Source organism: Pantoea sp. MQR6, assembly GCF_022761075.1.
Lineage (GTDB): Bacteria > Pseudomonadota > Gammaproteobacteria > Enterobacterales > Enterobacteriaceae > Pantoea > Pantoea phytostimulans.
The window spans coordinates 39,933-66,417 of sequence record NZ_JAKYXB010000002.1 but is presented as its reverse complement, the minus strand read 5'-3'; the positions used below and the strand labels follow the sequence as shown (position 1 = coordinate 66,417).

Below are 26,485 nucleotides of genomic sequence, written 5' to 3'. Positions count from 1 at the left end.
ACGCTGCAGATGCGTTGGCTACCTGTGTTTATCCGAATCACTGACTTGAGTCAGCTCATCGGGATAAATACGCTTGCCGTGTGGCTGCAACGAGAATGATTTAGGGTATATCCAGACGGATTACTGCGGGCTTTCGGAATTGACCAATAAATTGGCAATGCCGTGGCGATAACGTTGCTCAAGGATTTCGCGGCTGTTGGCGGTGACATCAAGGTTACGCAAGCAGCCGTCCTGAATACCGTATACCCAGCCGTGCAGCGAAACATTCTGCCCGCGTTTCCAGGCGGATTGCAGAATGGTAGAGTGTCCAAGGTTATAAACTTGCTCAACCACGTTGATTTCGCACAGTTTATCGAGGCGCTTATCCGGCGGGAGTTCCCCCAACAACACGCTATGCTTGTACCAGAGATCGCGAATGTGCAGCAGCCAGTTGTTGATCAAACCCAGCTCCGGGTTATCCATCGCCGCCTGTACACCGCCGCAGCCATAATGGCCGCAAACAATGACGTGTTCAACTTCCAGCACTTCGATGGCGTATTGCACCACGGAAAGGCAGTTGAGATCGGTGTGAACCACCAGATTGGCCACGTTGCGATGAACAAAAAGTTCGCCCGGTTCAAGTCCGGTGAGGCGCTCGGCGGGAACGCGGCTGTCTGAACAGCCAATCCACAAAAAGCGGGGTTTTTGTGCCTGGGCAAGCCGCTCAAAAAAGCCGGGATCTTCTTCGACCAGTAATTTGGACCATTCGCGGTTATTACTGATCAGGGTATCGATGTCTGTCATGGCGTGAGCGACCTGTTACTGCGCGTTGTGCGTGGGCGTACTATAGGCGAAGGCTTAATAATTTCAAACGGCATAAAAATGCCACTACAACAGGGTATGGATTCGTAATGACTTATGCACTGGAACTTTCCCGGTTAACTAAAACCTATCCCGGCGGCATGCAGGCGCTGAAAGGGATTGATCTTAACGTTGAGGCGGGCGACTTTTATGCGCTGCTGGGGCCAAACGGCGCCGGTAAATCCACCACTATCGGTATTATTAGCTCGCTGGTGAATAAGACCGAAGGCAGCGTGCGGGTATTTGGTTACGACCTGGAAAAAGATGTGGTAAATGCCAAACGGCAGCTCGGATTGGTGCCGCAGGAGTTCAACTTTAACCCGTTTGAAACCGTCATGCAGATTGTCGTGAATCAGGCGGGTTATTACGGCGTTGAACGTCGAGAAGCCAATACGCGCGCTGAAAAATACCTGAAGCAGCTCGATCTGTGGGAAAAACGCAACGAGCGTGCGCGTATGCTTTCCGGGGGTATGAAGCGTCGCCTGATGATTGCTCGCGCCTTAATGCATGAACCCAAACTGCTGATTCTTGATGAACCCACCGCCGGCGTAGACATTGAGCTGCGCCGTTCAATGTGGGTGTTTCTGAAAGATCTCAATGCGAAAGGCACCACCATTATCCTTACCACGCACTATCTGGAAGAGGCCGAAATGCTGTGCCGCAATATTGGCATTATCCAGAGCGGTGAACTGGTGGAAAACACCTCCATGAAAGGTTTGCTCTCCAAGCTGAAATCGGAAACCTTCATTCTTGATTTAGCCCCGCGCAGCCCGCTGCCAGCACTGGAAGGTTTTCAGTATCGCTTGGTTGATACCTCAACGCTGGAAGTGGAAGTGATGCGTGAACAGGGATTAAACAGCGTATTCAGCCAGCTTAGTGCGCAGGGCGTTCAGGTATTGAGTATGCGTAACAAAGCCAACCGACTGGAAGAGTTGTTCGTCGGCCTGGTGCAGGGAAAAACAGGAGCAAAAGCATGACACATTTGTACTGGGTGGCGTTAAAGAGCATCTGGAGCAAGGAAATTAACCGCTTTGCCCGCATCTGGATTCAGACGCTGGTGCCGCCGGTAATTACCATGACGCTCTATTTCATTATCTTCGGTAATTTGATCGGTTCACGCATTGGCGATATGCATGGTTTTAGCTACATGCAGTTTATTGTGCCGGGCTTAATCATGATGTCGGTGATCACCAATGCTTACGCTAACGTGGCGTCATCCTTCTTCAGCGCGAAGTTCCAGCGTAACATTGAAGAGCTGTTAGTCGCGCCCGTTCCCACACACATTATCATCGCTGGATATGTTGGTGGTGGTGTCGCGCGCGGCGTGTGCGTCGGTATTTTGGTTACAGCAATCTCTCTGTTTTTTGTGCCGTTCCACGTGCATTCATGGACGATGGTGGCAGTAACCTTGTTACTGACAGCAATTTTGTTCTCACTGGCGGGCCTGCTGAATGCCGTGTTTGCGCGTACTTTTGATGACATCAGCTTGATTCCAACCTTTGTGCTGACACCGTTAACCTACCTTGGCGGCGTGTTCTATTCGCTGACGCTGCTGCCACCGTTCTGGCAAATGGTGTCGAAACTGAACCCGGTGGTTTATATGATCAGCGGGTTCCGCTTTGGTTTTCTGGGTATCAACGATGTGCCGATCATTTTCACGTTGTCGGTGCTGATCGGCTTTATTGTGGTGTTTTATATCTTGGTGTATAGCCTGATTCAGCGTGGCCGCGGTTTACGCAGCTAATCGCAGCATCAGCAATATAAATAACGCAGCTCAGGCTGCGTTATTTTATTGGAGCGAATAGCACAAAGCGTCAGGCTACTTGAACGGGCAACGCTTTCGCCAGGCGCTTCATCTGGTTGTCGCCTTCAAAATAGGCCACTTTAGGCTGCCATGTCCGCGCTTCAGCCTCTTCCACCTGCACATACGAGCAGATAATCAGAATATCGCCTTCACAGGCACAACGCGCCGCTGCACCATTCACGGAAATGATTTTTGAGCCGCGTTCAGCCGCAATGGCATAGGTTGAAAAGCGCTGACCGTTGGTCACGTTGTAGATATCAATCGCTTCGTATTGCAGGATGCCTGAGGCATCAAGAAAATCCTGGTCGATAGCGCAGGAACCTTCATAATTCAGGTCCGCTTGCGTCACTTTCACCCGATGTAACTTACCTTGTAAAACGGTACGAATCATAGCCAAAACCTTTCTTATGCAGCGGAAAAAATCTCTCCAGCAACAGCGAATTACTGGGTGAGATCGACCTGTTTGTTATCGATTAAACGCGCGTTACCGAGCCACGCCGCCATTAATACCACCGCGCACTGACTGTCGACCGTCAAGGGTTGCAGCGTCTCAGCATCACAAATGGCCAGCCCATCTGGACGTAAACCTTTTTCCAGCAACGATTGGTTAGCGGCTTCAATCATCTCATCAACGTGCCGTTCGCCATTGGCCAACTGCGTGGCGATCTCATTCATCACCTGACTTAACGCCGGTGCCAGCTTGCGTTCGTCATCGCTGAGATAGCCATTACGCGAGCTCAGCGCCAGGCCATCTTTGGCACGCACGGTAGGCACGCCAACGATGTCGATATCAAAGCCCATGTCCGCCACCATTTTGCGGATGATCGCCAGCTGCTGGAAATCTTTTTCACCAAAGCAGGCGATATCGGGCTGAACCAGATTAAATAACTTGCTCACGATAGTGGCAACGCCACGGAAATGACCAGGACGGCTGGCGCCTTCCAGCAGTGAAGAAAGTACCGGCACTTCAACAAAGGTCTGGTTTTTAGTGCCGTGCGGATAGACTTCGGCCGGAGAGGGCGCAAACACCACATCTACACCGCGACGGTTCAGCTTTTCGCAATCTTCCTGCAAGGTGCGTGGATAGCGCGCTAAATCGTCGGCACGATCAAATTGCATCGGGTTAACAAAAACCGACACGATAACGATGTCGCCGCGGTTACGCGCTTCATCAACCAGCGTTAAATGTCCGTCGTGAAGATTACCCATGGTCGGCACCAATGCGATGCGTTTGCCTTCCTGACGCCAGCGGCGCACTTCACGGCGCAGCAACGGCAGCGTTTCAATGATCAGCACTGCAATTCTCCTGAATTACTGGAAACTGTGTTCAGCGGCGGGGTAAGCCCCAGACTCCACTTCGGCAATATAGTGGCGAATCGCCGCGCGAATGTCGCCGGTCTCGGCCAGGAAATTTTTAGCGAATTTGGGAATGTGCCCGCCGGTAATGCCAAAGGCATCATGCATCACTAAAATCTGACCATCGGTGGCGTTACCGGCACCAATACCAATCACGGGAATGGTCAACGCTTCGGTGATGCGCTTCGCCAGCGCGACCGGCACGCATTCAAGCACCAGTAACTGTGCACCTGCTGCTTCCAGTGCCAATGCATCAGCCAGCACGCGTTCAGCACCTGCCTCATCACGACCTTGCACTTTGTAGCCACCGAAAATATTCACCGACTGCGGCGTTAACCCGAGATGACCACATACCGGCACCGCACGATCGGCGAGCATACGTACGGTCTCAGCCAGCCACTCGCCACCTTCAATTTTCACCATGTTGGCCCCGGCGCGCATCAGCTGCGCGGCATTCTCGAAGGTTTGCTCAGGCGTGGCGTAACTCATGAAGGGCAGGTCAGAAAGCAGCAGCGACTGCGGCGCACCACGACGTACTGCCGCCGTGTGATAAGCAATATCGCTAACCGTAACCGGTAATGTCGAGTCGTGACCTTGAACCGTCATGCCAAGAGAATCACCGACCAGCAGCACCTGAATACCTTCATCAGCAAACAGGCGAGCAAAACTGAAATCGTAAGCGGTCAGCGTTGCGAATTTTTTACCGCTGGCTTTCCACTGGCGTAAATGGGAAATCGTGGTGGGTTTCATAACCTTCTCAACTCAGGGAGTTCTGATGGGCGAAGTTTACTGGATAGCGTCAAGGAGCGGAATGAAAGAAGTGCTATTGTGCGGTTCAGGCGTGCCAGAGGCGAATATTGCTGGCATCCAGTGTAGGAAGAAAGGTTTTGAGTGCGCGTCCATCGGGCAGGGCAGCATCGGGCGCAATCTCAAGCAGCGGCAGCAGCATAAAGGCGCGATTCAGCATGTCGTAATGCGGCACGATAAGGCGTTCGGTATTGATCTCCGCTTCGCCAAACAGCATGACGTCAATGTCCAGCGTGCGCGGCCCCCAACGCTCAGCTTTGCGTACGCGACCATGCTCAAGCTCAATGCGTTGAGTGTGGTCGAGCAGGCTTTCAGGCGACAGCTGGGTTTCCAGCGCGACGGCAGCGTTAAGATAATCTGGCTGATCCGCTGGACCGTAAGGCGGGGTGCGATAAAACGCGGAGGTGGCGATACGTTGCGTTTCGGGCAGCGCATCCAGCGCTGCCAACGCTGCATCAACCTGATGCAGCGGATCGGCGAGATTACTGCCTAACGCAAGGTAAACGCGGGTCATGACGCGCTTTGATTCCGTGGCGCAGCCGAACGAGGACGACGACGACGCGCTTTACCGCGCGGTGAAGGATCATCACCCAGAGTATTCAGCATGGTTTTCTGATGCGGCGGTGCAGCGACCTGGAATTCACCCCACCACTGGCTCAGGCGCAACAGCTCTGGGTTATTCTCAACTTCAGCACGCAGCGCCAGCAAATCGTAGGCTGCACGGAATTTTGGATGCTCCATCAGCTTCCACGCTCGTTTACCGTGACGGCGAGACATACGCAGCTGGAGTTGCCAAATATCGCGAATCAGCGAAGTAATACGTTTAGGAATCGCCAGCGCTTTGCAGGCTTCATCCAGCGTATCGTTCATCGCCATGGCAAAGGCTTCGAAGTAGGTCAGGCCACTTTCCTGCGCAATGCGCTCGGCAGTTTCCAACTGGGGATACCAGAACATGGCAGCAAACAAAAATGCCGGGTTTACGCGCATATCGTTGTGGATGCGGTTATCGGTATTTTTCAGCACCTGCGCCAGCATGCGTTCCATGAAGCTATCACCGTTTTCGGTGAAGTTGCGTGACAGCGTCGGGAACAGCGGCTGGAATAACTGGTATTCGCACAGCTTGAGATAGGTACTGTAACCGTAACCGGCTTGCAGCAGCTTAAGCGACTCTTCAAACAGGCGCGCTGGCGGAATGTCACGTAATAGCGTGGCCAGGCGAGGAATCGGCTCAGCGGTCTCTGGTGCAATGCGCATGTTCAATTTAGCGGCGAAACGCGCCACGCGCAGCATCCGCACCGGATCTTCGCGATAGCGGGTTTCCGGATCGCCAATCAGTCGAATAATGCCTTCCTGCAAATCGTGCAGACCGCCGACGTAATCGCGCACGCTGAAATCAGCCACGCTGTAATAAAGGCTATTGATGGTGAGATCGCGACGCTGCGCATCATCTTCAATATTGCCAAAGATGTTATCGCGCAACAGCATGCCGCTTTGAGCGCGCTGCGACGTGTTGCGATCGTCCACTTCCTCTTCAGCCTGATGATGACCACGGAAAGTCGCGACCTCAATCACTTCCGGGCCAAACATCACATGGGCCAAACGGAAACGGCGACCCACCAGCCGACAGTTGCGGAACAGCTTACGCATCTGCTCTGGCGTGGCATTGGTGGTCACGTCGAAGTCCTTCGGCTTTTGCCCTAACAGCAAATCGCGCACGCCGCCGCCTACCAGATAGGCTTCGTAACCGGCTTTATTCAGGCGATACAGCACTTTGAGGGCATTTTCGCTGATGTCTTTGCGTGAGATGATATGGCTTTCACGAGGAATAATGGTCATAAGACGCTCGGGTTCAACCTCTACTGGTGCCTCCTCGTCATCACGCTTAAGGACTTTTCTGCAAAAATTAGCTACTCGGGTAAAAATGGGACACCTCGACAGTGACGTAAAAAGGGTGTGGGTAAAATCAGCGGCTAATCATAGCCTGTTGAGAACCGTTTGAGAATGCTGTTGTCCTGGCATCCGGTTTCAGAGCGTTGTCTTGAGGGATCAAAGCGATATTCCACTGTGACACCGCACGAGACAGCAGTTTCTCCTGCGTTTCGTCCTGCCAGTTCTCATCAACCTGCTGACCAAGAAAGCGTAGCGCCTCAACCAATAGCGGCCGTGCATCACCTTGAGGCAACGGCGGCGCATGATTTTGCTTCGAAAGCTTATTGCCGTCAGCATTGATCGCCAGCGGCAAATGCAGATATTGCGGCACCGCCCAGCCAAATTGCTGATAAAGCGCGATCTGCCTTACCGTGGGTTCAATCAAGTCAGCACCGCGAACAATTTCGGTCACACCCTGGAAATAATCGTCAACCACCACCGCCAGGTTATAAGCGAACAACCCATCGCGACGATGAATAATAAAGTCTTCCTGCGCCAGACGAGGATCGGCCTGCAACGTGCCGCGTAGGCGATCGGTAAATTCATTCACCGGCGCATGCTGACGCAAACGTAATGCGGCGTTTTCCGATCCCCGCTGTAAATCGCGGCAATGACCATCATAAAAGCCGCCCAACTGCTGAATTCGGCTGCGCGGGCAGGTACAAAAGTAGCTTTGACGATGCTGTTGTAGCCAGTCGAGGGCTTCGCGATAAGCTTCATGCCGTTGCGATTGCCACAGCACCTCACCATCCCAATGCAAACCGTATTGTTCAAGCTGCTGCAGAATATGCGTGGCGGCGCCCGGGATTTCACGCGGCGGATCAATATCCTCAATGCGTACCAGCCAGCGACCATTTTGCGCGCGCGCGCTAAGGTAACTGCCTAAAGCAGCGATGAGTGAGCCAAAGTGAAGTTCACCGGAAGGGGATGGGGCGAAGCGCCCAGTGCAAGATGACATTGACATGTGCATTAGAGGTTACCGCGCAACGAGAAAACCTGCAGTTCTCTTGATGCGCGGCAACGAAGTGGCTGCGGCATTAGCCAGCCATTTGTTTCTCGCGGATTTCTGCTAATGTCTTACAGTCGATGCAAAGATCGGCGGTAGGACGCGCTTCAAGACGGCGAATGCCAATCTCTACGCCACAGGAATCGCAATAGCCAAAGTCGTCATCTTCAACTTTCTTCAGCGTTTTTTCGATCTTTTTAATCAGCTTACGTTCGCGATCGCGGTTACGCAGCTCCAGGCTGAATTCCTCTTCCTGCGCGGCACGGTCAACCGGGTCCGGGAAGTTGGCAGCTTCATCCTGCATGTGCGATACGGTGCGATCCACTTCGTCCCGCAGTTGATTACGCCAGGCTTCCAGAATCTTACGAAAATGGGTCAGCTGGGCATCATTCATATACTCTTCGCCCGGTTTTACCTGATAAGGCTCAACCCCAGCGATTGCGAGAATACTCAGGGACGATGTTTTACGGTTTTGCCCTTCTTGCATGTTGTTTCTCCTGGATAACACGCACTATACCCTTCAACTTCTTGCAACAGGTGCGTTGCCGCCTGCCTGCTTCTTGACATCTCTCGGGTACATCGATCCCCCAACGGGGAAAAAAACAGGCCGCTATAAATAACAGAAGCAGTCAAGGTTAGCAATTATTCGTGAACGCACCTTGACAAGCCTGTGAGGAGCAGCGTAATTGGCGTCATGCTCAGAACATTCTTAGCACAAATAATTGCTAAAGATATTACAACTTTACTGCAACAGGATTTTTAAGAAACATACCTGCCACCGATAAGTTTGCCTGATACGCCAAAACTTCAACGCCATCCTTCTGCGCCTGGACCAGTTGTTCTGCGTAAGCCGCGTCAATATGACGGGCCGGGGAAACGTCCTCAATCCCCGAGTGCAGAACCGCGAACAACAAGACAGCTCGATGACCTTCAGCGGCAACTGCGCTTAGCTCGCGCAGGTGCTTTTGACCTCGAGTCGTCACCGCATCCGGGAAGTAGCCTTTTCCTTGATGTAAAAGGGTCACGGATTTCACCTCAATATAGCAGTTGCGCTTGTCCTTCGCCTGGAGGAGGAAGTCAATTCGGCTTTTTTCGCTGCCGTACTTCACCTCAGCCTGGCAATGTTCGTAAGCGGATAACTCTGGAATACGTTGCTGATCCAACGCTTCACGCACTAACTGATTGGCGCGCAAGGTATTAACGCAAATCCAGTGGCCTGATTGCGTCTCAGTAATTTCCCAACTGTGGGGATATTTACGCGTCAGGCTCTCCGACGTGGAATACCACACTGTATCGCCCGGTGTAGCGCAGCCGGTCATTGCACCGGTATTGGCGCAGTGAATCGTCAATGTTTCGCCTTCGGGTGTCACCACATCGGCGAGAAAACGTTTGTAACGGGCAAGTAAACGGGCGGATTTAAGCGGTGGAGAAAAGTGCATAGGATTCCTGATCAAGCCTGCAACGGCCAGCTTGCCAGCGCGCGATAACGCGTGCGGCCTTTAGCAAACTCCGAAGCATAAAGAGAAAAATGCGCCACGCGAAAGCGCCAATGAAAGCCGCGCGGCGGTAGCGCAACCGGCTGGTAAGCGTGGCGTAATAAGGTCACATGCGGATGAAACGGCTGGGTGCTTTGTACACAGCCGTGACGCGCAGCTTGGGCTCGCAGCAGGCTGGCGAGCTGTAACAAGCCGCGAGGCGGGCGCTGACAACCGAGCCATACCACGCCGGGACGTGGCCAGTGTCCGGCATCATCAAGATCGACATCAAAACCAGGCTGCACAATGCGTGACGCCAGCGTCTGTAAGCGCTGCGACGTCTCGCTGGAAACCTCGCCCAGAAATGCCAGCGTAATATGCATATTGGCCGCAGCAACCGGGCGTCCAGCCTCTTCAGCAAAGTTTTCTGCCCGCCAACGCACCAGCTGTTGCTGAAGATCGTCGGGCAGGCTGATAGCAAAGAATAAGCGTTGTGTCGGCATGGCGGTCTCCGGCAATCCTCACGGATGGGTGCTACAATGCGCGCTATATTAGCACAGGCGGAATCGGAGTTTGCTGTGAGTGATTTACCCGTCAGCGCGGTGCTGCCTGACATTTTAGCGGCGCTTAACACGGCGTCACAAATCCTGCTGGCCGCGCCTACCGGCGCAGGCAAATCGACCTGGCTGCCGCTGCAATTACTGGAACATGCGGCGCTGCCTGGCCGGATCATTATGCTGGAACCGCGTCGTCTGGCGGCGCGCAACGTGGCGCAGCGGCTGGCGGAACAGCTCAATCAGCAGCCGGGCGAAACCGTGGGTTATCGCATGCGCGGTGAAACCTGCATTAGCGGTAATACCCGATTAGAGGTCGTGACCGAAGGCATTCTCACCCGGATGTTGCAGCAAGATCCCATGCTGGATGGCGTCTCGTTAGTGATCCTGGATGAGTTTCATGAGCGCAGCCTGCAAGCTGATGTCGCGCTCGCGCTGTTGCTTGACGTGCAGCAAGGTCTGCGCGAAGACCTGAAGATTTTGTTGATGTCGGCAACCCTCGACAATGCCCGTTTGGCGGCGATGCTGCCAGATGCGCCGTTGATCATTTCAGAAGGGCGCAGTTACCCCGTCGAGCGGCGTTACGCATCGCTCAATCAATCGGTTCGCTTCGATGAGGCGGTCGCGCGTGAAGTGGCGCAACTGTTGCGCGAAGAAAGCGGCTCGCTGCTGCTGTTTTTACCCGGTGTCGCAGAGATTGAACGCGTAAAGCACGCGCTGGAATCACGTGTGGCGGAGGATATTGATCTTGCGCCTTTATATGGTGCATTGCCGTTAGCGGCGCAGCGGCGCGCCATTCTTCCTGCACCTGCAGGGCGACGCAAAGTGGTGCTCGCCACCAATATTGCTGAAACCAGCCTGACGATTGAAGGTATTCGCTTGGTGGTTGACAGCGCACTGGAACGCAGCGCGTTGTTTGATGCGCGCAGCGGTGTCACGCGGCTGCAAACCCAGCGTATTAGCCAGGCTTCAATGACGCAGCGCGCCGGACGCGCCGGACGTTTATCGCCCGGCATCTGTTTGCATCTCATTCCTCAAGAACAAGCTTCACGGGCAGCAGCACAAAGCGAAGCGGAAATTCTGCACAGCGATCTCTCATCGTTGTGGCTGGATTTGCTGCAATGGGGCTGTACGCAACCCGAGCAGCTGCAATGGCTCGATTTACCGCCCGCAAAACATCTGCGCGCTGCACAGCAACAGTTAACGCACCTCGGCGCGTTAGCCGACAAGGGTCAACTTAACGCGCAAGGTCGCCGTATGGCGCAGCTCGGTAGCGATCCGCGTTTAGCTGCTATCTTGCTCGCCGCTGGCGAGGATGCTGATGCGGTTGCCAGCGCCGCTTTGCTGGTGGCGATTCTGGAAGATCCCCCGCGCAGCGGCAGCGCCGATTTACGGGATGCGCTGCATCGGCCCCAGCCGCACTGGCAACGTCGTGCTCAGCAGTGGCAAAAGCGGCTTAAGGTCAGCGGTGGGCGTGTGGATGAAGATCGCTTTGCCGTCTTACTGGCTGCGGGATTTGGCGATCGTCTGGCACGTCGTCGCGATCAAAGTGGTCGCTATCAGCTGGCTAACGGCCTGGGCGCGAAACTGGATGAGCAGGATGGATTAACGCGTAATGAATGGCTGATTGCGCCTGCGTTGTTACAAGGCAGCGCCGCACCGGATGCACGCATGTTGCTGGCGTTGCCGGTAGATATCGATGCGTTGTGTCGCCAGCATCCCGCGTTGATTGAGCAACGTATGGAAGTGGAATGGGATGATGAAAAAGGCACGTTGCGCGCTTTCAGACGTGAGCAGATCGGAGCGTTAATCCTCAAAACGCAACCGCTGGCGCGCCCTGAACCAGAGGTACTGCATGCCGCGATGCTGCGCTGGATCAGCGAGAAAGGTTTATCGGTGCTCGGCTGGACACCGGAAGCTGAACAGCTGCGTCTGCGTCTACACTGCGCGGTTGAATGGCTGCCGGAAGAGAACTGGCCCGCGATGGACGATGCCGCGTTGCTTGATTCACTGGAGCAATGGCTGTTGCCGCAGATGAGCGCGGTACGCGATCTAAAAAGCCTGCAGTCGGTCAATCTTGTTAGCGCGCTATTACATTTGCTCACATGGTCACAACGTCAGCGGCTGGATACTGTGCTGCCAACTCATTACACTGTGCCGACCGGAAGTCGTCTACCTATTCGCTATCATGCGGATAAGCCTCCGGCGCTGGCGGTGCGGATTCAGGAGATGTTTGGCGAAGCCATCAATCCCGCCGTCGCAGAAGGGCGCGTGCCGCTGGTGCTGGAGCTGTTATCACCCGCACAGCGCCCGCTGCAGATCACCCGTGACCTCGCTGCGTTCTGGCGTGGCGCGTATCTGGACGTCCAAAAGGAGATGAAAGGGCGCTATCCCAAACATCCCTGGCCTGACGATCCAGCAAACGCTTTGCCAACAAGACGCACGAAAAAATATTCCCCGCAAGGTTGAGAACGCTGGATCGAATTCAGAGGGTTCTGCCATGCGGAATGCGATAAAGCAGTTAGAGTAACCGCCTTGCCGATGGCTATGCCTGGAGAACGAAACGAATGTCTGGGAACGATCGCGAACCTATTGGGCGCAAAGGAAAGCAGCTGCCGCCGCGCCGCAGCGCGAACCGGGGTCGCCGCAGAGATATCGATGACGATATCGCGCAGGATGATTTTGACGATGATTACGAGGAGAAGGCACCCGTGCCACGTAAAGGTAAAAGCGGAAAGCCGCGCGGCAAACGCCGTTGGTTGGGATGGTTAATTAAACTCTTCCTGGTATTTGTAGTGGTAATGGCGGCATGGGGCGTCTATCTCGACTCGGAAATCCGAAGCCGCATTGATGGTAAAGTATGGCAGTTGCCTGCCACGGTGTACGGACGTATGGTCAGCCTCGAACCCGGTATGGCGTACAACAAAAGCGAAATGGTGGCGCTGCTGGAAGGTACGCAGTATCGCGAAGTATCGCGCATTACCCGTCCCGGCGAGTTCTCGATCAAAGGCAACACCATCGATATGCTGCGTCGTCCGTTTGACTTCCCGGACAGTAAAGAAGGGCAGATCCACGCGCGCATGACCTTCAGCAAAGATGAGCTGAGTGAGATCAAGAACCTGGATAACGGTCGCGACTTTGGCTTTTTCCGCCTCGATCCGCGTCTGATCACCATGCTGCAATCACCCAATGGTGAGCAGCGCTTGTTTGTGCCACGCGCAGGTTTCCCGGATCTGCTGGTCGATACCTTGATCGCCACTGAAGATCGCCACTTCTATGAACATGATGGTATTAGCCCCTATTCGATTGGTCGCGCTTTCCTGGCGAACATTACCGCCGGTAAAGCGGTGCAGGGCGGCAGTACGCTGACTCAGCAGTTGGTAAAAAACCTGTTCCTGACCAATGAGCGTTCGCTGTGGCGTAAAGCCCGTGAAGCTTACATGGCGGTGATCATGGATGCGCGCTACAGCAAAGATCGCATCCTTGAGCTCTATCTGAACGAGGTTTACCTCGGCCAGGCTGGCAACGATCAGATTCGCGGCTTCCCGCTGGCCAGCTTGTATTATTTTGGTCGTCCGGTCGATGAGCTGAGCCTCGACCAACAGGCGATGCTGGTCGGCATGGTAAAAGGCGCTTCGCTCTATAATCCGTGGCGTAACCCGAAACTGGCGCTGGAACGTCGTAACTTAGTGCTGCGTTTGTTGCAGCAGCAAAAAGTGATCGATCAGGAACTCTACGACATGCTGTCGGCGCGTCCGCTGGGTGTGCAGCCGAAAGGTGGCGTGATTACGCCGCAGCCTGCTTTCATGCAGATGGTGCGTAACGAACTCCAGACCCGGCTGGGCGACAAAGTTAAAGATCTCTCTGGCGTGAAAATCTTTACCACGCTCGATCCGGTATCGCAGGATGCAGCGGAAAAAGCGGTACTTGACGGTATTCCAACCCTGAAAAAACAGCGCGGCTTAAAAGATCTGGAAACCGCGATGGTGGTGGTTGATCGCTTCAGTGGCGAAGTGCGTGCCATGGTCGGCGGTGCCGATCCGCAGTTTGCCGGTTATAACCGTGCGCTGCAGGCGCGTCGTTCTATCGGTTCGCTGGCAAAACCGGCGACCTATTTAACAGCACTGAGCCAGCCGAACAGCTATCGTCTCAACAGCTGGATTGCGGATGAACCGATTGCGCTGAAACAGCCAAACGGTTCGATCTGGAAACCGATGAATGACGATCGTCGATTCAGCGGCAAAGTGATGCTGGTGGATGCGCTGACCAACTCCATGAACGTGCCGACAGTTAACCTTGGTATGACGCTGGGTCTGGATGCGGTAATGGATACCTGGACCAAACTGGGCGTGCCGAAAGATCAGCTGCATCCGGTTCCTTCAATGCTGTTGGGTGCCCTTAACCTGACGCCGATTGAAGTCGCGCAAGCTTTCCAGTCGATTGCCAGCGGCGGCAACCGTGCGCCCCTGTCAGCGGTGCGTTCGGTGATTGCAGAAGATGGCACAGTGCTCTATCAGAGCTTCCCACAGGCGCAACGTGTTGAGCCTGCGCAAGCGGCTTACCTGACGCTTTACACCATGCAGCAGGTTGCGAGCCACGGAACTGCACGTGCGCTGGGCGCGCGTTTCCCGAATGCGCATCTGGCGGGTAAAACCGGTACCACTAACGACCTGATCGATAGCTGGTTCGCCGGTGTCGACGGTAAAGAAGTGGCGATTACCTGGGTAGGCCGTGATAACAACCAACCCACCAAGCTTTATGGTGCAAGTGGTGCGATGCAGCTTTATCGCCGTTATCTCGACAATCAGGCGCCGATGCCGCTTCAGCTGACGCCGCCAGAAGATGTGTCATTGATGAATGTTGATTCTGCGGGCAACTTTGTTTGCGGCACAGGCAGCAGCACCTGGCGCTCGCTGCCGGTGTGGGCGCTGGATCCTAATGCGCTTTGCGAGCAGCAGCAGCAGCAAGTTGAACAGCAGCAGCAGGTAGAGCAGCAGCAGGAACAACAAGTTCAGCAGCAGCAACAGCAGCAGCAAGAGCAGAAAGACAGCGATGGCGTTGCGGGCTGGATAAAGGATATGTTCGGCAAGTAGTTGAAAGAGTAATGAGTAAAAAGGGCGCTTATGCGCCCTTTTTTTGTGCTTGATCAATAACGGTCAATCGCGCTGCAAACGGCGTCACGCTTGGGTTTTTTGCTTGCAGTGATTGCTGCGTTTCGCATATTATCCGACCGTTATAATAATCATTATCGTTTCGATTCGCCTGCCCAAAACTCATCTATTAGAGATAACTTTATGAATGCGCGAACGACTTTTCCTTGTTACAAAAGCGGTGTTTTTTCTCGTCAGCCTCTGACCTTGATGATTGCCCTTGCGCTCAGTGGTTTCAGCGCCGGTGCCTTTGCCGAAGAGACGATTGTTGTTTCAGCAGATGGCGGAGGCGGCGTAGAGCAGGAAAGCGCATGGGGACCCGCTCCAACTGTTGCCGCGAAACGCAGTGCCACGGGTACCAAGACCGATACACCCATCGAAAAAAATCCGCAGTCGGTTTCCGTAGTAACGCGTGAAGAGATGGAGATGCGTAACGTTACCAGCGTGAAAGGTGCCTTTAACTACACGCCAGGCGTATTAACCGGTAACCGCGGCAGCTCCGATGTGATCGATGCGCTGTCGATTCGCGGTTTCAGCGAAACCAACACCAATCAATATCTTGATGGCCTGAAGCTACAGGGCGACAACTACTCTGAATTTGCCATCGATCCCTATTTTCTTGAACGTGCGGAACTGCTGCGCGGCCCGGTTTCGGTGCTGTATGGCAAAAGCAATCCAGGCGGCGTGGTTTCACTGGTCAGCAAGCGCCCAACTCAGGAAACACTGCGTGAAGTGCAATTCCAGATGGGCAACGACAATCTGTTCTCGACGGGCTTCGACTTCAGCGGATCGCTGGACGATGATGGCGTTTACAGTTATCGCCTGACTGGCCAGGCTCGCAGTCAGGATGCGCAGCAGGATATGAACAAAGAGAAGCGTTATACCCTCGCGCCGTCATTCAGCTGGCGTCCTGATGAAAATACCCGCTTCGATCTGCTGACCTATTTCCAGAACGAACCTGAAACCGGCTATTACGGCTGGCTACCGCGTCAGGGCACGGTAGTACCTATCATTCGTGCCGACGGCAGCGAATACAAACTTCCTACCAACTTTGATGAAGGCGAAGACAGCAACAAGATCTCGCGTAACACCAAAATGGTCGGCTATAACGTCGAACACAGTTTTAATGATACGTGGACGGTGCGGCAAAACCTGCGCTACGCGGATTTACGTACCGATTATCGCAGTATTTACGGCAACGGTTATCTGCCCGCCACGCAGGAGATTACACGTGGTTCGGCCACTTCAAATGAGAAGCTGAACCAGTTCGCGGTGGATAACCAGGCGCAGGCCAAATTTGCGACTGGTCAGGTTGACCACACCTTATTGCTGGGCGTGGATTTCCAGCGTACGCGCAACGATATAGATGCGCAGTTTGGTACGGCATCGCCGTTGAATGCTGTGAGTCCTCAATATGGTGATGACAGCGTGACGCCATTTGCCGATCCTTATCAGCATCTCAATAAACAACGTCAAACCGGTTTGTATGCGCAAGATCAGTTGGAATGGGATCGCTGGGTATTGACGCTCGGTGGTCGCTACGATTACGCCATGAATTCAGTTTACGATCGTGTAGCAGACTCGGTTGATCGCCAGAACGATCAAGCGTTTACCTGGCGCGGTGGCCTGAACTATGTGTTTGATAACGGCATTGCACCCTATTTCAGCTACAGCGAATCTTTCATACCTAACGCGGGTGCGACGTGGGGTGGCGAGGCGTTTGATCCTTCACGCGCTAAACAGTATGAGGCGGGAGTGAAGTATGTGCCGAAAGATCGCCCTGTTGTTATCACTGCTGCGGTGTATCAGCTGACCAAAACCAAAAACCTCACCGCCGATCCCGATAGCGTAAACCATCCTTTTGCCAGCATTCAAAGCGGTGAGATCCGTTCACGCGGCGTTGAGCTGGAAGCCAAAGCGGCGCTGAATGCCAACATCAACCTGACCGCGTCGTACACTTACACCGATGCGGAATACACCGAAGACACCACGCTAAAAGGCAAAACACCGGTTCAGGTGCCGAAGCATATGGCGTCATTGTGGAGTGATTACACCTTCCATGAGACAGCGCTTTCGGGTGTCACCGTGGGGGCTGGCGTGCGTTACGTCGGTGAAAGCAAAGGTTTGTATAGCACGGGCGACAACGTTAACCAGAACTTCGACGTTGCGGGTTACACCACGGTTGATGCTGCGCTGAAGTATGATTTAGGTCGCTTCGGTTTGCCTGGATCGACGGTAGGCGTTAACGTCAATAATCTGTTTGACCGTGATTATGTCGCCAGCTGTTACCGCGAATACGCGTGTTACTGGGGCGCAGAACGTCAAATTGTGGGCACCGCGACCTTCAGATTCTGATTTAACCGGGCGCTGCGGCGCCCGTTTTACAGGGATTCTCATGCAGCATCAGCACGCCGAAGAAACCACTTTTACACTGCAAAATGTCAGCTTTCACGTGCCTGGCCGCACGCTGCTCCATCCGCTCACGCTGACCTTTCCGCCTGGCAAAGTCACCGCATTGATTGGTCATAACGGATCGGGCAAATCCACTTTGCTGAAAATGTTGGGGCGTCATCATGCTGCCAGCGAAGGTCAGGTTTTGCTTAACAATCGGCCAATAGAGAACTGGAGCAGCAAAGCTTTTGCGCGTCAGGTGGCTTATCTGCCACAGCAACTGCCTGCTGCAGAAGGAATGACGGTACGTGAACTGGTGGCGATTGGACGTTATCCTTGGCATGGCGCGCTGGGGCGTTTCGGCCAGGAAGATCGCGATCGTGTCGATGAGGCGATTGCGCTGGTTGGGCTAAACCCCTTCGCCAGCCGGCTGGTGGATAGCTTGTCCGGCGGTGAGCGGCAGCGTGCATGGCTGGCGATGCTGGTGGCGCAAAACAGCCGCTGTTTACTGCTGGATGAACCGACCTCTGCGCTGGATATTGCGCATCAGGTAGATGTACTCGCGCTGATTCAACGCCTCAGCCGTGAACGCGGTTTAACCGTGATCGCGGTATTACATGACATCAATATGGCGGCGCGTTATTGCGATCATCTGGTGGCGCTACGCGGCGGGTCAATGATTGCCGAAGGCGGCCCGGAAACCATTATGCAGGCCGACGTGCTGGCAGCCATTTACGGTATTCCCATGGGCATTTTGCCTCATCCGCAGGGCGGCGCGCCGGTCAGTTTTGTTTACTAAGGATGGGATAATGCCCGATCTGCTGCGCCGTCGTTTGATGATGGCAATGGCGTTGTCGCCGTTACTTCACAGTTTTCCGCTGCGTGCCGCACCCGTGGATCTGCAACGCATTATTGCGCTGGAGTGGTTGCCGACGGAGTTACTGCTGGCGCTGGGCGTAACACCGCTCGGCGTGGCAGATATGCACAACTACAACATTTGGGTGGGGGATCCGCCGCTACCTGCCCGCGTCGTGGATGTGGGATTGCGTACCGAACCCAATCTTGAATTGATGACGCAGATGCGGCCGTCACTGATTCTATGTTCCAACGGTTATGGTCCACCAAAAGAGAAGCTCACGCGCATTGCACCGATTATGGGGTTTGACCTCAACAGCGGCGACGGTAAACCATTTACGACTGCGCGCCTGTCGCTACAAGAATTAGGCAAGCGTCTCGGTCGCGAAGCGCAAGCCGATCAGCATCTCGCGTGGGTGGATAATCAGCTTGCAGCGGCGCGTCAGCGCCTTGCTGCTTATCGCGGGCGGCCCATTCTCTTGATGTCACTGCTCGATAGTCGCCACGCCATCACGTTCGGTAAAAACAGCCTGTTTCTTGAGGTGATGAATATGCTGGGCCTGGAAAATGCCTGGCAGGGCGAAACCAATTTTTGGGGCAGCGCGGTGGTGGGCATTGAGCGTCTGGCTTCGCTAAGGGATGTTGAGGTGATCTGCTTCGATCATGACAACGAGGCGGACATGCAGCAGGTGATGCGCAGTCCGCTGTGGCAATCTTTGCCCTTTATTCGCGCGGGCCGCTTTCAGCGCGTTCCTGCGGTGTGGTATTACGGCGCGACGTTGTCGGCGCTGCATTTTGTTCGCGTGTTGGAACGCGCGCTGGAGACGCATTGATGCGCCATCGTCTTTTCCCCGTTGCGTTGTTGAGTGTGCTGTTTTTGCTGGCGCTTGGATTAACGCTGGTTAATTTGCAGCACGCGTTGCCGTTGGCGCAGTGGTCACAGGCGCTGTGGGCGCCGGATGTGAATAATATTCAGCAAATGGTGTTTCATCACAGTTTGCTGTCGCGCCTGATTTTAGCGTTGCTGGTTGGCGCAGGCTTGGGTTTAGCCGGTTTGCTGTTTCAGCAAGTGTTGCGCAATCCGCTGGCAGAACCCACTACATTGGGCGTCTCGTCGGGGGCGCAGCTAGGGATTACGGTAGCGACGCTGTGGCAATTACCCGGCGGCGCGATGACGCAGCAGTTTGCGGCGCTGGGCGGCGCGTTACTGGTGGGGGCGATTGTGTTTGGCGTGGCGTGGGGGAAACGTTTGTCGCCGGTCACGCTGATCCTTGCAGGTTTGGTTCTGAGCCTGTACAGCGGCGCGGTCAACCAGATTTTTGCCATCTTTAACCACGATCAATTACAGAACATGTTCCTTTGGAGCACCGGATCGCTGAATCAAATGGGTTGGGAGAATGTGAGTCAGCTCTGGCCGCGTCTGCTGCTGGCATTTGCGGTGGCGCTGGCGCTGCTGCGCCCATTAACCTTGATGGGGCTAGATGATGGTGTCGCTAAAAACCTGGGACTCGCACTTTCCCTGACGCGGCTGGGCGGTTTGGCGCTGGCGATTTTGCTGAGTGCGCAACTGGTAAACGCAGCCGGGATTATCGGCTTTATCGGTCTGTTTGCACCGCTGCTGGCGAAGTTGCTTGGCGGACGCCGTTTGCTCAGCCGTATGTTATTAGCGCCACTTATCGGCGCGTTACTGCTCTGGCTGGCGGATGCTTGCGTATTGTGGCTCACCACGCATTGGCGCGAAGTTTCAACCGGTACCGCAACCGCGCTGCTGGGCGTGCCAATTTTGTTGTGGTTGTTGCCGCGTTTGCGCACCGGCTCGGTGCCGCCTGCAATGAATCTTGGCGATAACGTGCCTGCTGAGCGTCAAGCGGTGGGGCGTTGGTGTCTTGTCGCTTTGGGCGTCCTGGCGCTGCTGACGTGGTTTGGCCTGGCATTTGGCCGCGGTGTGCATGGCTGGACTTGGTCCAGCGGCGAGATGTTACAACAGCTCATGCCGTGGCGTGCACCGCGCTTGCTGGCTGCGCTGGTGGTGGGTTTGATGCTAGGCGTTGCCGGCAGTTTGATTCAGCGTCTGACCGGTAATCCGATGGCGAGCCCGGAAGTCTTGGGCATCAGTTCAGGTGCGGCTTTTGGCGTGGTGATCATGCTGTTTTTCGTACCGGGGGATGCGCTGGCATATCTGCTACCAGCGGGCGTGCTGGGCGCTGGCGTCACTTTGCTGATCATCATGCTGGTCGCCAGCCGAGGCGGTTTCTCGCCGGAGCGTATGCTGCTGGCGGGAATGGCGCTTAACAGCGCTTTTGTGACGCTGCTGATGCTTTTGCTGGCAAGTGGCGATCCGCGCATGGGCGGATTACTCAGCTGGATTTCTGGCTCAACCTACAATATCAGCGGCAAGCAGGCGATCCAGAGTGCCGTTTGCGCACTGGTGCTGGTGTCGATGGCACCGCTGGCCAGCCGTTGGTTGACGCTGCTGCCGCTGGGTAGCGCCACGGCGCGCTCGGCAGGAATGGCGCTGACGCCATCGCGCCTGAGTCTGCTGCTGCTGGCCGCTGCGTTGACGGCTGCCGCGACATTAACCATCGGACCGCTGAGCTTTATCGGTTTGATGGCACCACATATCGCACGCATGTTGGGCTTTCGTCGGGCGTTGCCGCAGGTGTTGCTGTCTGGATTGTTAGGGGCAGGGTTGATGGTGTTTGCTGACTGGTGCGGCAGGATGTTAGCGTTTCCGGATCAAATACCGGCGGGCTTAATGGCAACGTTTTTGGGTGCGCCGTACTTCATCTGGTTATTGCGGCGGTCGCGTTAAACTGCATAACATCAACCCGATTCAGGGTGGGTTATTCAGAACAAAAAAGACCGGCTTTCACCGGTCTTTTTTTATTACAGCTTAGCGAAACAGCGACGTGCGGCGTCAATAGTGCGCTGGATATCTTCAGCGCTGTGCGCCAGCGACATGAAACCCGCTTCAAATGCTGATGGTGCCAGATAAACGCCCTCTTCCAACATCAGGTGGAAGAATTTTTTGAAGCGTTCAACGTCACACTGTGTGACATCGGCATAGCACGTTACCGTTGCGACATCAGTGAAGAACAGGCCAAACATACCGCCTACGTAATTCACGACCAACGGAATGTTTTCCTGCTGCGCCGCTTCAAGCAGGCCTTCCGCCAGCTGCGTGGTGAGTGCGGTCAGCTTCTGATGCGTACCCGGCTGGGCGATTTGGCTTAAACAGGCGTAGCCCGCTGCCATCGCAATCGGGTTACCGGAGAGCGTACCTGCCTGATAAACCGGGCCGGTTGGTGCTAGCGCTGCCATCACGTCGCGACGACCGCCAAATGCGCCGACAGGCATGCCGCCACCGATAATTTTGCCGAGGCAGGTCAGATCGGGCACGACATTGTAATGCGCCTGCGCGCCGCCAAGTGCGACGCGGAAGCCCGTCATCACTTCATCAATGATCAGTAGCGCACCAAACTCATCACACAATGCACGCAAACCCGACAGGAAACCTGGCTGTGGCGGAATGCAGTTCATGTTGCCCGCAACCGGTTCAACGATGATACAGGCGATCTCTTGCGGATAAAGTTTAAACGCCGCACGTACAGAATCGAGATCGTTATAGGTGCAGGTCAGCGTGTGTTTGGCGAAATCAGCAGGCACGCCCGGTGAGTTAGGCTGGCCCAGCGTTAATGCACCAGAACCCGCCTTAACCAGCAGGTGATCGGCATGGCCGTGATAGCAGCCTTCAAACTTAATGAGCTTATCGCGGCCGGTGAAACCACGCGCCAGACGAATCGCGCTCATGGTGGCTTCAGTGCCGGAGTTCACCATGCGCACCATTTCCATGCTTGGCACCAGGTCGCAGACCAGTTGCGCCATGGTCACTTCCATTTCGGTAGGCGCACCAAAGCTTAAACCGCGCTGGGCAGCTTCAATCACGGCATTGCGAATTTCAGCATTATTATGGCCCAGCACCATCGGGCCCCATGAACCGACATAATCGATATAGGCTTTGCCATCGGCATCATACAAATAGGCGCCGTCAGCATGCTCAATGAACAGCGGTACGCCGCCCACACCAGTAAACGCACGTACCGGCGAATTTACGCCGCCGGGAATCAGGCGTTGCGCCTGGGCGAACAGGTTTTCGGACTTACTCATTTTCGGCTCCAGCAGTTCAATAAAATATCGCGCCATTCTACGTAAGAGGCGCGGCAGGCGAAAGGGTGGAAAACCCTGCAATATGTCTAACCATAGTTAAGGCGGCACAGAGTGCGAAGCTCAAAACTTGATTGCGCTGGTGTGCTGGCAGATAATAGCGGTATTAAGGTCGTTTTCTGACCTGGGCGTTTACTGGAGTCAAACATGAGTGATGAAGTAGCAGCACTGCCGTTGCAATTTACCGAAGCAGCAGCCAATAAAGTGAAGAACCTGATTGCTGATGAAGAGAATCCAGAACTGAAACTGCGTGTCTATATCACTGGCGGCGGTTGCAGCGGATTTCAGTATGGTTTTACTTTCGATGACAAAATGAATGATGGTGACATGACGATTGAGAAGCAAGGCGTGTCACTGGTGGTTGATCCGATGAGTCTGCAATATCTGGTGGGCGGATCGGTGGATTACACCGAAGGGCTGGAAGGTTCGCGCTTTATCGTGACTAACCCGAACGCTAAAACCACCTGCGGCTGTGGTTCTTCATTTAGTATCTGATTTTGCAGGCCGCTGTTCAGCGGCCTCGCTCACCACTCTATTGTTACTAACCGATCGGTTTCTCTCTGCTTTGCATCTCGTTTCAGCACGCTTTGCATAATGCGCGGCTGCGCGCTGAAGTGGCGTCCGCAATCAACCTGGGGCGGGCTTTGGCTCGTGGCGCTGTTGATTTCACAGCGAGAAAAAATGGTCAGTTTAACGCCAATAGAGCCGGTGATTGACCCTGCAGACGCGGAGCCAGCCATCAACAGCGCTATGGCCAGAAGCACTGTTCTGGTCATGTTTAGGTCCTGGTGTAGTCAAAAGGCGCTTATGCGCAAAAGGACGGCGAGCATACGTGGCTCGCGCGTCTCATGTAGTAATTAACGGCAATAATTGTTTTTTCTTTAATCGATTAAGCCAATTTTATTGTGCTGGATGCAGCGCTGTACAGAGTTGTTTTGCTGCCAGCATCAGACGCGGGCCCGGGCGGCTTAGCCAGTCATCATTGATAGCAATCACCGGCACGCTAAGCTGCGGCTGCCAGAATCGCGCTACGTTCCTTGCCTGCTGCGTGTTTCCGCCCATCACTATCGCTTGAGGATGGCGCATTAACACTTGTTCGCGGCTGACTTGTGGCCAGCTGACGCGGCTATCAGCAAAAATATTTCTGCCGCCGCACAGCTCAATGATGTCGTTCTGCAAGGTCGCTTTAGCTGCGGTGAAAAGTGGCTGCTGACCAAACTGCAAAAACAGCGGAATTGATGTCAGCGAAGCGTAATGCTGACGCAATTCAGCTTCCTGCTGGCGCAGCTGTTGCGCCGCCTTTTCCGCCTGCTCAGGATGCGGACTCCATTTCCCTAGCGCGGCCAGCGCATCGATCATGCCTGCCAGATTAGCGGGATCAATCCATTCAATTTTGATACCCAACTGCTGCAATTGATCTATTTGACGTTGTGGATTGCCGCCACGCCACGCCAACACCACATCCGGTTTTAGCTGCAAAATGCGCTCAACTTTGATGCCTTGCCAGTTGGCAACCTGTTCGATTTTTTGCGCAGCAGTCGGATAGTCTGACCAGGCGCTAACGGCAATTGGTGTGATGCCTGCGGCGAAAGCCAATTCGGTTAAATGCGGGGCGAGAGCGATAACGCGTGGGGTTGAAGCGAACAGGCTGCCGCTAAACAGCAGCAGCCAGCAGAGCAGAAAACGTTTAGCCACGCGCCAGGCGCGCCAGCAAGTTTTCTACCATCAGCGACGACTGTTTTGCCGCAACGCTGAGGAACTCATCAAAGCTCAAATGTGATTCTTGATCGGCAACGTCCGAAATGGCGCGAACCACCACGAAAGGTACCGCGAATTGATGGCAGACGTGACCAATCGCGGTGGCTTCCATCTCTACGGCAATGGCCTGCGGGAAGGTGTTACGAATGCGTGCCAGCGGCTCAGCGCCGTTGATGAAAGCATCGCCGCTCACCACCAAACCACGCACTGCATTGAGATCCAACTGCTGAATGCAAGCTTCTGCTTGCGCAATCAAATTCGCATCGGCAACAAATGCTGCCGGGCAGCCCGCCATTTGGCCGGGCGCGTAACCAAAGGCGGTGACATCTGCATCGTGATAACGCACCTCTTCCGAAACCACAATATCGCCCACTTTCAGCGTAGGCGCTAAACCGCCCGCAGAACCAGTATTGATGACGACATCGGGTTTGCAGAGCTGTAACAACAGCGTCGTACCAAGCGCAGCTGCAGTTTTACCGATGCCCGATTTCAGCAGAGCCACCTCAACGCCATTAAGCGTGCCGGTGTAAATTTCGCAGCCAGCCAGTGATAAGGTTTGACGGTTTTCAATTTTGTCACGCAGTAGAGTGACTTCCTGCTCCATCGCGCCAATAATGCCTGCTTTCATAAAGAGTCTCGCTAATGTAGATGTTTTCGCCGAAATTAAGGCATAGTCTACCATGGCTGACAGGGGATTAATTCACGAAAAAAAGAGGGGCAATTAATGGCAGCGATCAATTTCAGGACGAAGATCAGCTTTACTCGCCCTTATACCAGCCGAAAAGATCCCGAAGGGGAATATTATATTAGCCGCCATTTTGAAAGTGACCGCGGTCGAATAATTAACTCGGCGGCCATTCGTCGTTTGCAACAGAAAACCCAGGTCTTTCCTTTAGAGCGAAATGCGGCGGTGCGCTCGCGTTTAACCCATTCGCTTGAAGTGCAACAAACCGGACGCTATATCAGTAAAGAGATCCTGCAAACCCTGAAAATGCAGGGCGGGCTGGCGCAATATGGTCTGGATGAGCTGGAAGGTGCCTTTGAGAGCTTAGTGGAAATGGCGTGCCTGCTGCACGACGTCGGCAATCCGCCGTTTGGCCATTTTGGCGAAGCGGCAATTAACGACTGGTTTGAGGATAAGTTACCCGCAAACTTGGTGGATCCGCTGGTTGCTGGCGTTGAAACCGATGAGCAGCGCAGCGCTTTTGATCAAATGAATGCCATGATTCGCCAGGATTTATGTCATTTTGAAGGCAACGCGCAGGCCATTCGCATGGTGCATACTTTGCTGCAGCTGAATCTCAGCTATTCACAAGTTGCCTGCGTGTTGAAATATACAGCACCCGCCTGGTGGCAAGGCGAAAAACCGGCTGAATATAGCGTATTAATGAAAAAACCGGGCTTCTATTTATCCGAGCGAGATTATATTGCTGAGCTACGGGCTGAGACGAATATGGATGAGCATCATCGTTTCCCGCTGACTTATATAATGGAAGCGGCAGATGATATCTCTTATTGCATTGCCGATCTGGATGATGCGGTAGAAAAAGCCATTTTTAATGTCGACAGTTTGTATGAATTTCTCAGTAAAGCCTGGGGAACAATTAAACCCAACGATGCATTTAGCCGAACTATTGGTGAGGCCTGGCGTGAAGCCTGCAGCAAAAAACGCCGCAGCCGCAGCGATCAATTTTTTATGTCGCTACGTGTCAATGTTCAAAACGTTTTGGTGGGCTACGCAGTAAAACGTTTTGTTGATAATCTTGCCGCTATTTTTGATGGTAGCTTTAATCATGCTTTATTAGAGGATGAAGGGGAAGAAGGGCGGCTTCTTCAGATATTTAAAACCGTGGCGCGGCAGCAGGTATTTAACCATTCCGAAGTCGAACAGCTGGAGTTACAAGGTTATCGCGTCATTAAAGGACTATTAGAAATTTATGAACCGTTGATGAAGCTGAATTACGAAGCTTTCACTGCATTGATTAATGAAGATTTTCTTCCTCAGCATCCCATTGAAACCCGTTTGTTTCATAAGCTTTCAGGAAAACATCGTAAAGCTTATCAGCAGGCAATGCGTTCGCTGGTGGTAAAACATAAATATGAGCGTCTGTTATGGGAGCGTTATTATCGTTTCCGCCTTATTCAGGATTACATTAGCGGCATGACCGACCTTTATGCCTGGGATGAGTATCGTCGCTTAATGGCGGTGGAATAAAGGGCGAATTGTAAAGAGCGCGCATAAATTTTTACTTTTACCTAAAACTTTTGCTGGAACTTCGCGTTAAAACATTTATCTCATCATACGACCACAGCAAGGGTCTGGACGATAATTTTTG

24 protein-coding genes are annotated in these 26,485 nt (G+C 54.0%); 10 read left to right on the top strand and 14 right to left on the bottom strand.

What is annotated here, in order from left to right; all coding sequences use genetic code 11:
- Positions 1 to 120 precede the first annotated feature (120 nt).
- Positions 121 to 783: a carbonate dehydratase gene (gene can / locus MUG06_RS10510; protein ID WP_215847591.1), complete on the bottom strand. Its 663-nt coding sequence runs from the start codon at positions 781 to 783 to the stop codon at positions 121 to 123.
- 107 nt (positions 784 to 890) lie between these two features.
- Here can and MUG06_RS10505 point away from each other — a divergent pair, with 107 nt between their 5' ends.
- Positions 891 to 1,817, top strand: a complete 927-nt coding sequence (locus tag MUG06_RS10505; RefSeq protein WP_243078564.1) for an ABC transporter ATP-binding protein — start codon at positions 891 to 893, stop codon at positions 1,815 to 1,817.
- Complete coding sequence (locus MUG06_RS10500) at positions 1,814 to 2,584, top strand: ABC transporter permease (RefSeq protein ID WP_215847590.1); 771 nt, start codon at positions 1,814 to 1,816, stop codon at positions 2,582 to 2,584. Before MUG06_RS10505 ends, MUG06_RS10500 begins: the two co-directional genes overlap by 4 nt.
- 70 nt (positions 2,585 to 2,654) lie before the next feature.
- On the opposite strand, the gene panD is transcribed toward MUG06_RS10500, so the two are convergent.
- The 9 genes from panD to thpR form a co-directional block, all read right to left on the bottom strand.
- Entirely contained in the window at positions 2,655 to 3,035 is a 381-nt protein-coding gene (gene panD / locus MUG06_RS10495) for an aspartate 1-decarboxylase (protein ID WP_215847589.1), read from the bottom strand.
- Between the two features lie 50 nt (positions 3,036 to 3,085).
- A complete protein-coding gene (panC, locus tag MUG06_RS10490) occupies positions 3,086 to 3,940 on the bottom strand; it encodes a pantoate--beta-alanine ligase (RefSeq protein ID WP_215847588.1) in 855 nt (284 codons plus the stop codon).
- 15 nt (positions 3,941 to 3,955) lie between these two features.
- Positions 3,956 to 4,750 (bottom strand): 3-methyl-2-oxobutanoate hydroxymethyltransferase, encoded by a 795-nt coding sequence (gene panB / locus MUG06_RS10485; protein ID WP_215847587.1) that lies wholly within the window; start codon positions 4,748 to 4,750, stop codon positions 3,956 to 3,958.
- A gap of 85 nt (positions 4,751 to 4,835) precedes the next feature.
- Positions 4,836 to 5,321 carry a 2-amino-4-hydroxy-6-hydroxymethyldihydropteridine diphosphokinase gene (gene folK, locus MUG06_RS10480; RefSeq protein WP_243078563.1) on the bottom strand — a complete coding sequence of 162 codons (486 nt, stop codon included), beginning with the start codon at positions 5,319 to 5,321 and terminating at the stop codon, positions 4,836 to 4,838.
- Positions 5,318 to 6,730: a polynucleotide adenylyltransferase PcnB gene (gene pcnB / locus MUG06_RS10475; RefSeq protein ID WP_215848335.1), complete on the bottom strand. Its 1,413-nt coding sequence runs from the start codon at positions 6,728 to 6,730 to the stop codon at positions 5,318 to 5,320. Before pcnB ends, folK begins: the two co-directional genes overlap by 4 nt.
- A 40-nt stretch (positions 6,731 to 6,770) precedes the next feature.
- Complete coding sequence (gene gluQRS, locus MUG06_RS10470; protein WP_215848334.1) at positions 6,771 to 7,700, bottom strand: tRNA glutamyl-Q(34) synthetase GluQRS; 930 nt, start codon at positions 7,698 to 7,700, stop codon at positions 6,771 to 6,773.
- Positions 7,701 to 7,773: 73 nt separating this feature from the next.
- Positions 7,774 to 8,229, bottom strand: a complete 456-nt coding sequence (gene dksA / locus MUG06_RS10465) for an RNA polymerase-binding protein DksA (RefSeq protein WP_008925615.1) — start codon at positions 8,227 to 8,229, stop codon at positions 7,774 to 7,776.
- A 247-nt stretch (positions 8,230 to 8,476) separates the two neighbouring features.
- Positions 8,477 to 9,181 (bottom strand): DNA/RNA nuclease SfsA, encoded by a 705-nt coding sequence (sfsA, locus tag MUG06_RS10460; RefSeq protein ID WP_215847586.1) that lies wholly within the window; start codon positions 9,179 to 9,181, stop codon positions 8,477 to 8,479.
- Between the two features lie 11 nt (positions 9,182 to 9,192).
- On the bottom strand, positions 9,193 to 9,720 hold the full coding sequence (thpR, locus tag MUG06_RS10455; RefSeq protein WP_243078562.1) for an RNA 2',3'-cyclic phosphodiesterase: 528 nt from the start codon (positions 9,718 to 9,720) through the stop codon (positions 9,193 to 9,195).
- Between the two features lie 36 nt (positions 9,721 to 9,756).
- Between thpR and hrpB the strand changes: the two genes are divergently transcribed.
- The 6 genes from hrpB (at position 9,757) to fhuB (ending at position 20,979) form a co-directional block, all read left to right on the top strand.
- Positions 9,757 to 12,240 carry an ATP-dependent helicase HrpB gene (gene hrpB, locus MUG06_RS10450; protein WP_243078561.1) on the top strand — a complete coding sequence of 828 codons (2,484 nt, stop codon included), beginning with the start codon at positions 9,757 to 9,759 and terminating at the stop codon, positions 12,238 to 12,240.
- Between the two features lie 98 nt (positions 12,241 to 12,338).
- Positions 12,339 to 14,864: a bifunctional glycosyl transferase/transpeptidase gene (gene mrcB, locus MUG06_RS10445; protein WP_243078560.1), complete on the top strand. Its 2,526-nt coding sequence runs from the start codon at positions 12,339 to 12,341 to the stop codon at positions 14,862 to 14,864.
- A 201-nt stretch (positions 14,865 to 15,065) separates the two neighbouring features.
- On the top strand, positions 15,066 to 17,276 hold the full coding sequence (gene fhuA, locus MUG06_RS10440) for a ferrichrome porin FhuA (protein ID WP_243078559.1): 2,211 nt from the start codon (positions 15,066 to 15,068) through the stop codon (positions 17,274 to 17,276).
- Positions 17,277 to 17,316: 40 nt separating this feature from the next.
- A complete protein-coding gene (gene fhuC / locus MUG06_RS10435; protein WP_215847583.1) occupies positions 17,317 to 18,111 on the top strand; it encodes a Fe3+-hydroxamate ABC transporter ATP-binding protein FhuC in 795 nt (264 codons plus the stop codon).
- Between the two features lie 10 nt (positions 18,112 to 18,121).
- Positions 18,122 to 19,000 carry a Fe(3+)-hydroxamate ABC transporter substrate-binding protein FhuD gene (gene fhuD, locus MUG06_RS10430; RefSeq protein ID WP_243078558.1) on the top strand — a complete coding sequence of 293 codons (879 nt, stop codon included), beginning with the start codon at positions 18,122 to 18,124 and terminating at the stop codon, positions 18,998 to 19,000.
- A complete protein-coding gene (gene fhuB, locus MUG06_RS10425; protein ID WP_243078557.1) occupies positions 19,000 to 20,979 on the top strand; it encodes a Fe(3+)-hydroxamate ABC transporter permease FhuB in 1,980 nt (659 codons plus the stop codon). Before fhuD ends, fhuB begins: the two co-directional genes overlap by 1 nt.
- A gap of 74 nt (positions 20,980 to 21,053) precedes the next feature.
- Here the strand turns inward: fhuB and hemL are convergent, their stop codons facing one another.
- Complete coding sequence (hemL, locus tag MUG06_RS10420) at positions 21,054 to 22,334, bottom strand: glutamate-1-semialdehyde 2,1-aminomutase (RefSeq protein WP_243078556.1); 1,281 nt, start codon at positions 22,332 to 22,334, stop codon at positions 21,054 to 21,056.
- 204 nt (positions 22,335 to 22,538) lie between these two features.
- On the opposite strand from hemL, the gene erpA reads away from it, so the two are divergent.
- Positions 22,539 to 22,886: an iron-sulfur cluster insertion protein ErpA gene (gene erpA / locus MUG06_RS10415; protein ID WP_215847580.1), complete on the top strand. Its 348-nt coding sequence runs from the start codon at positions 22,539 to 22,541 to the stop codon at positions 22,884 to 22,886.
- Positions 22,887 to 22,915: 29 nt separating this feature from the next.
- On the opposite strand, the gene MUG06_RS10410 is transcribed toward erpA, so the two are convergent.
- The 3 genes from MUG06_RS10410 to mtnN form a co-directional block, all read right to left on the bottom strand.
- On the bottom strand, positions 22,916 to 23,167 hold the full coding sequence (locus tag MUG06_RS10410) for a hypothetical protein (protein WP_243078555.1): 252 nt from the start codon (positions 23,165 to 23,167) through the stop codon (positions 22,916 to 22,918).
- Between the two features lie 124 nt (positions 23,168 to 23,291).
- Positions 23,292 to 24,086, bottom strand: a complete 795-nt coding sequence (gene btuF, locus MUG06_RS10405) for a vitamin B12 ABC transporter substrate-binding protein BtuF (protein ID WP_243078554.1) — start codon at positions 24,084 to 24,086, stop codon at positions 23,292 to 23,294.
- Positions 24,079 to 24,777, bottom strand: a complete 699-nt coding sequence (gene mtnN / locus MUG06_RS10400) for a 5'-methylthioadenosine/S-adenosylhomocysteine nucleosidase (RefSeq protein WP_215847578.1) — start codon at positions 24,775 to 24,777, stop codon at positions 24,079 to 24,081. The genes btuF and mtnN overlap by 8 nt, the downstream gene beginning before the upstream one ends.
- Positions 24,778 to 24,873: 96 nt before the next feature.
- On the opposite strand from mtnN, the gene dgt reads away from it, so the two are divergent.
- Positions 24,874 to 26,364, top strand: a complete 1,491-nt coding sequence (gene dgt, locus MUG06_RS10395; RefSeq protein ID WP_215847577.1) for a dGTPase — start codon at positions 24,874 to 24,876, stop codon at positions 26,362 to 26,364.
- The last annotated feature ends 121 nt before the right edge of the window (positions 26,365 to 26,485 follow it).

Coding starts and splice junctions, on each gene's coding strand:
- fhuA (WP_243078559.1), top strand. CDS start 15,066: ATGAATGCGCGAACGACTTTTCCTTGTTACAAAAGCGGTGTTTTTTCT.
- hemL (WP_243078556.1), bottom strand. CDS start 22,334: ATGAGTAAGTCCGAAAACCTGTTCGCCCAGGCGCAACGCCTGATTCCC.
- panB (WP_215847587.1), bottom strand. CDS start 4,750: ATGAAACCCACCACGATTTCCCATTTACGCCAGTGGAAAGCCAGCGGT.
- dgt (WP_215847577.1), top strand. CDS start 24,874: ATGGCAGCGATCAATTTCAGGACGAAGATCAGCTTTACTCGCCCTTAT.
- erpA (WP_215847580.1), top strand. CDS start 22,539: ATGAGTGATGAAGTAGCAGCACTGCCGTTGCAATTTACCGAAGCAGCA.
- folK (WP_243078563.1), bottom strand. CDS start 5,321: ATGACCCGCGTTTACCTTGCGTTAGGCAGTAATCTCGCCGATCCGCTG.
- thpR (WP_243078562.1), bottom strand. CDS start 9,720: ATGCCGACACAACGCTTATTCTTTGCTATCAGCCTGCCCGACGATCTT.
- dksA (WP_008925615.1), bottom strand. CDS start 8,229: ATGCAAGAAGGGCAAAACCGTAAAACATCGTCCCTGAGTATTCTCGCA.
- fhuB (WP_243078557.1), top strand. CDS start 19,000: ATGCGCCATCGTCTTTTCCCCGTTGCGTTGTTGAGTGTGCTGTTTTTG.
- can (WP_215847591.1), bottom strand. CDS start 783: ATGACAGACATCGATACCCTGATCAGTAATAACCGCGAATGGTCCAAA.
- mrcB (WP_243078560.1), top strand. CDS start 12,339: ATGTCTGGGAACGATCGCGAACCTATTGGGCGCAAAGGAAAGCAGCTG.
- fhuC (WP_215847583.1), top strand. CDS start 17,317: ATGCAGCATCAGCACGCCGAAGAAACCACTTTTACACTGCAAAATGTC.
- sfsA (WP_215847586.1), bottom strand. CDS start 9,181: ATGCACTTTTCTCCACCGCTTAAATCCGCCCGTTTACTTGCCCGTTAC.
- panD (WP_215847589.1), bottom strand. CDS start 3,035: ATGATTCGTACCGTTTTACAAGGTAAGTTACATCGGGTGAAAGTGACG.
- MUG06_RS10410 (WP_243078555.1), bottom strand. CDS start 23,167: ATGACCAGAACAGTGCTTCTGGCCATAGCGCTGTTGATGGCTGGCTCC.
- fhuD (WP_243078558.1), top strand. CDS start 18,122: ATGCCCGATCTGCTGCGCCGTCGTTTGATGATGGCAATGGCGTTGTCG.
- hrpB (WP_243078561.1), top strand. CDS start 9,757: ATGCGCGCTATATTAGCACAGGCGGAATCGGAGTTTGCTGTGAGTGAT.
- mtnN (WP_215847578.1), bottom strand. CDS start 24,777: ATGAAAGCAGGCATTATTGGCGCGATGGAGCAGGAAGTCACTCTACTG.
- gluQRS (WP_215848334.1), bottom strand. CDS start 7,700: ATGTCAATGTCATCTTGCACTGGGCGCTTCGCCCCATCCCCTTCCGGT.
- MUG06_RS10500 (WP_215847590.1), top strand. CDS start 1,814: ATGACACATTTGTACTGGGTGGCGTTAAAGAGCATCTGGAGCAAGGAA.
- MUG06_RS10505 (WP_243078564.1), top strand. CDS start 891: ATGACTTATGCACTGGAACTTTCCCGGTTAACTAAAACCTATCCCGGC.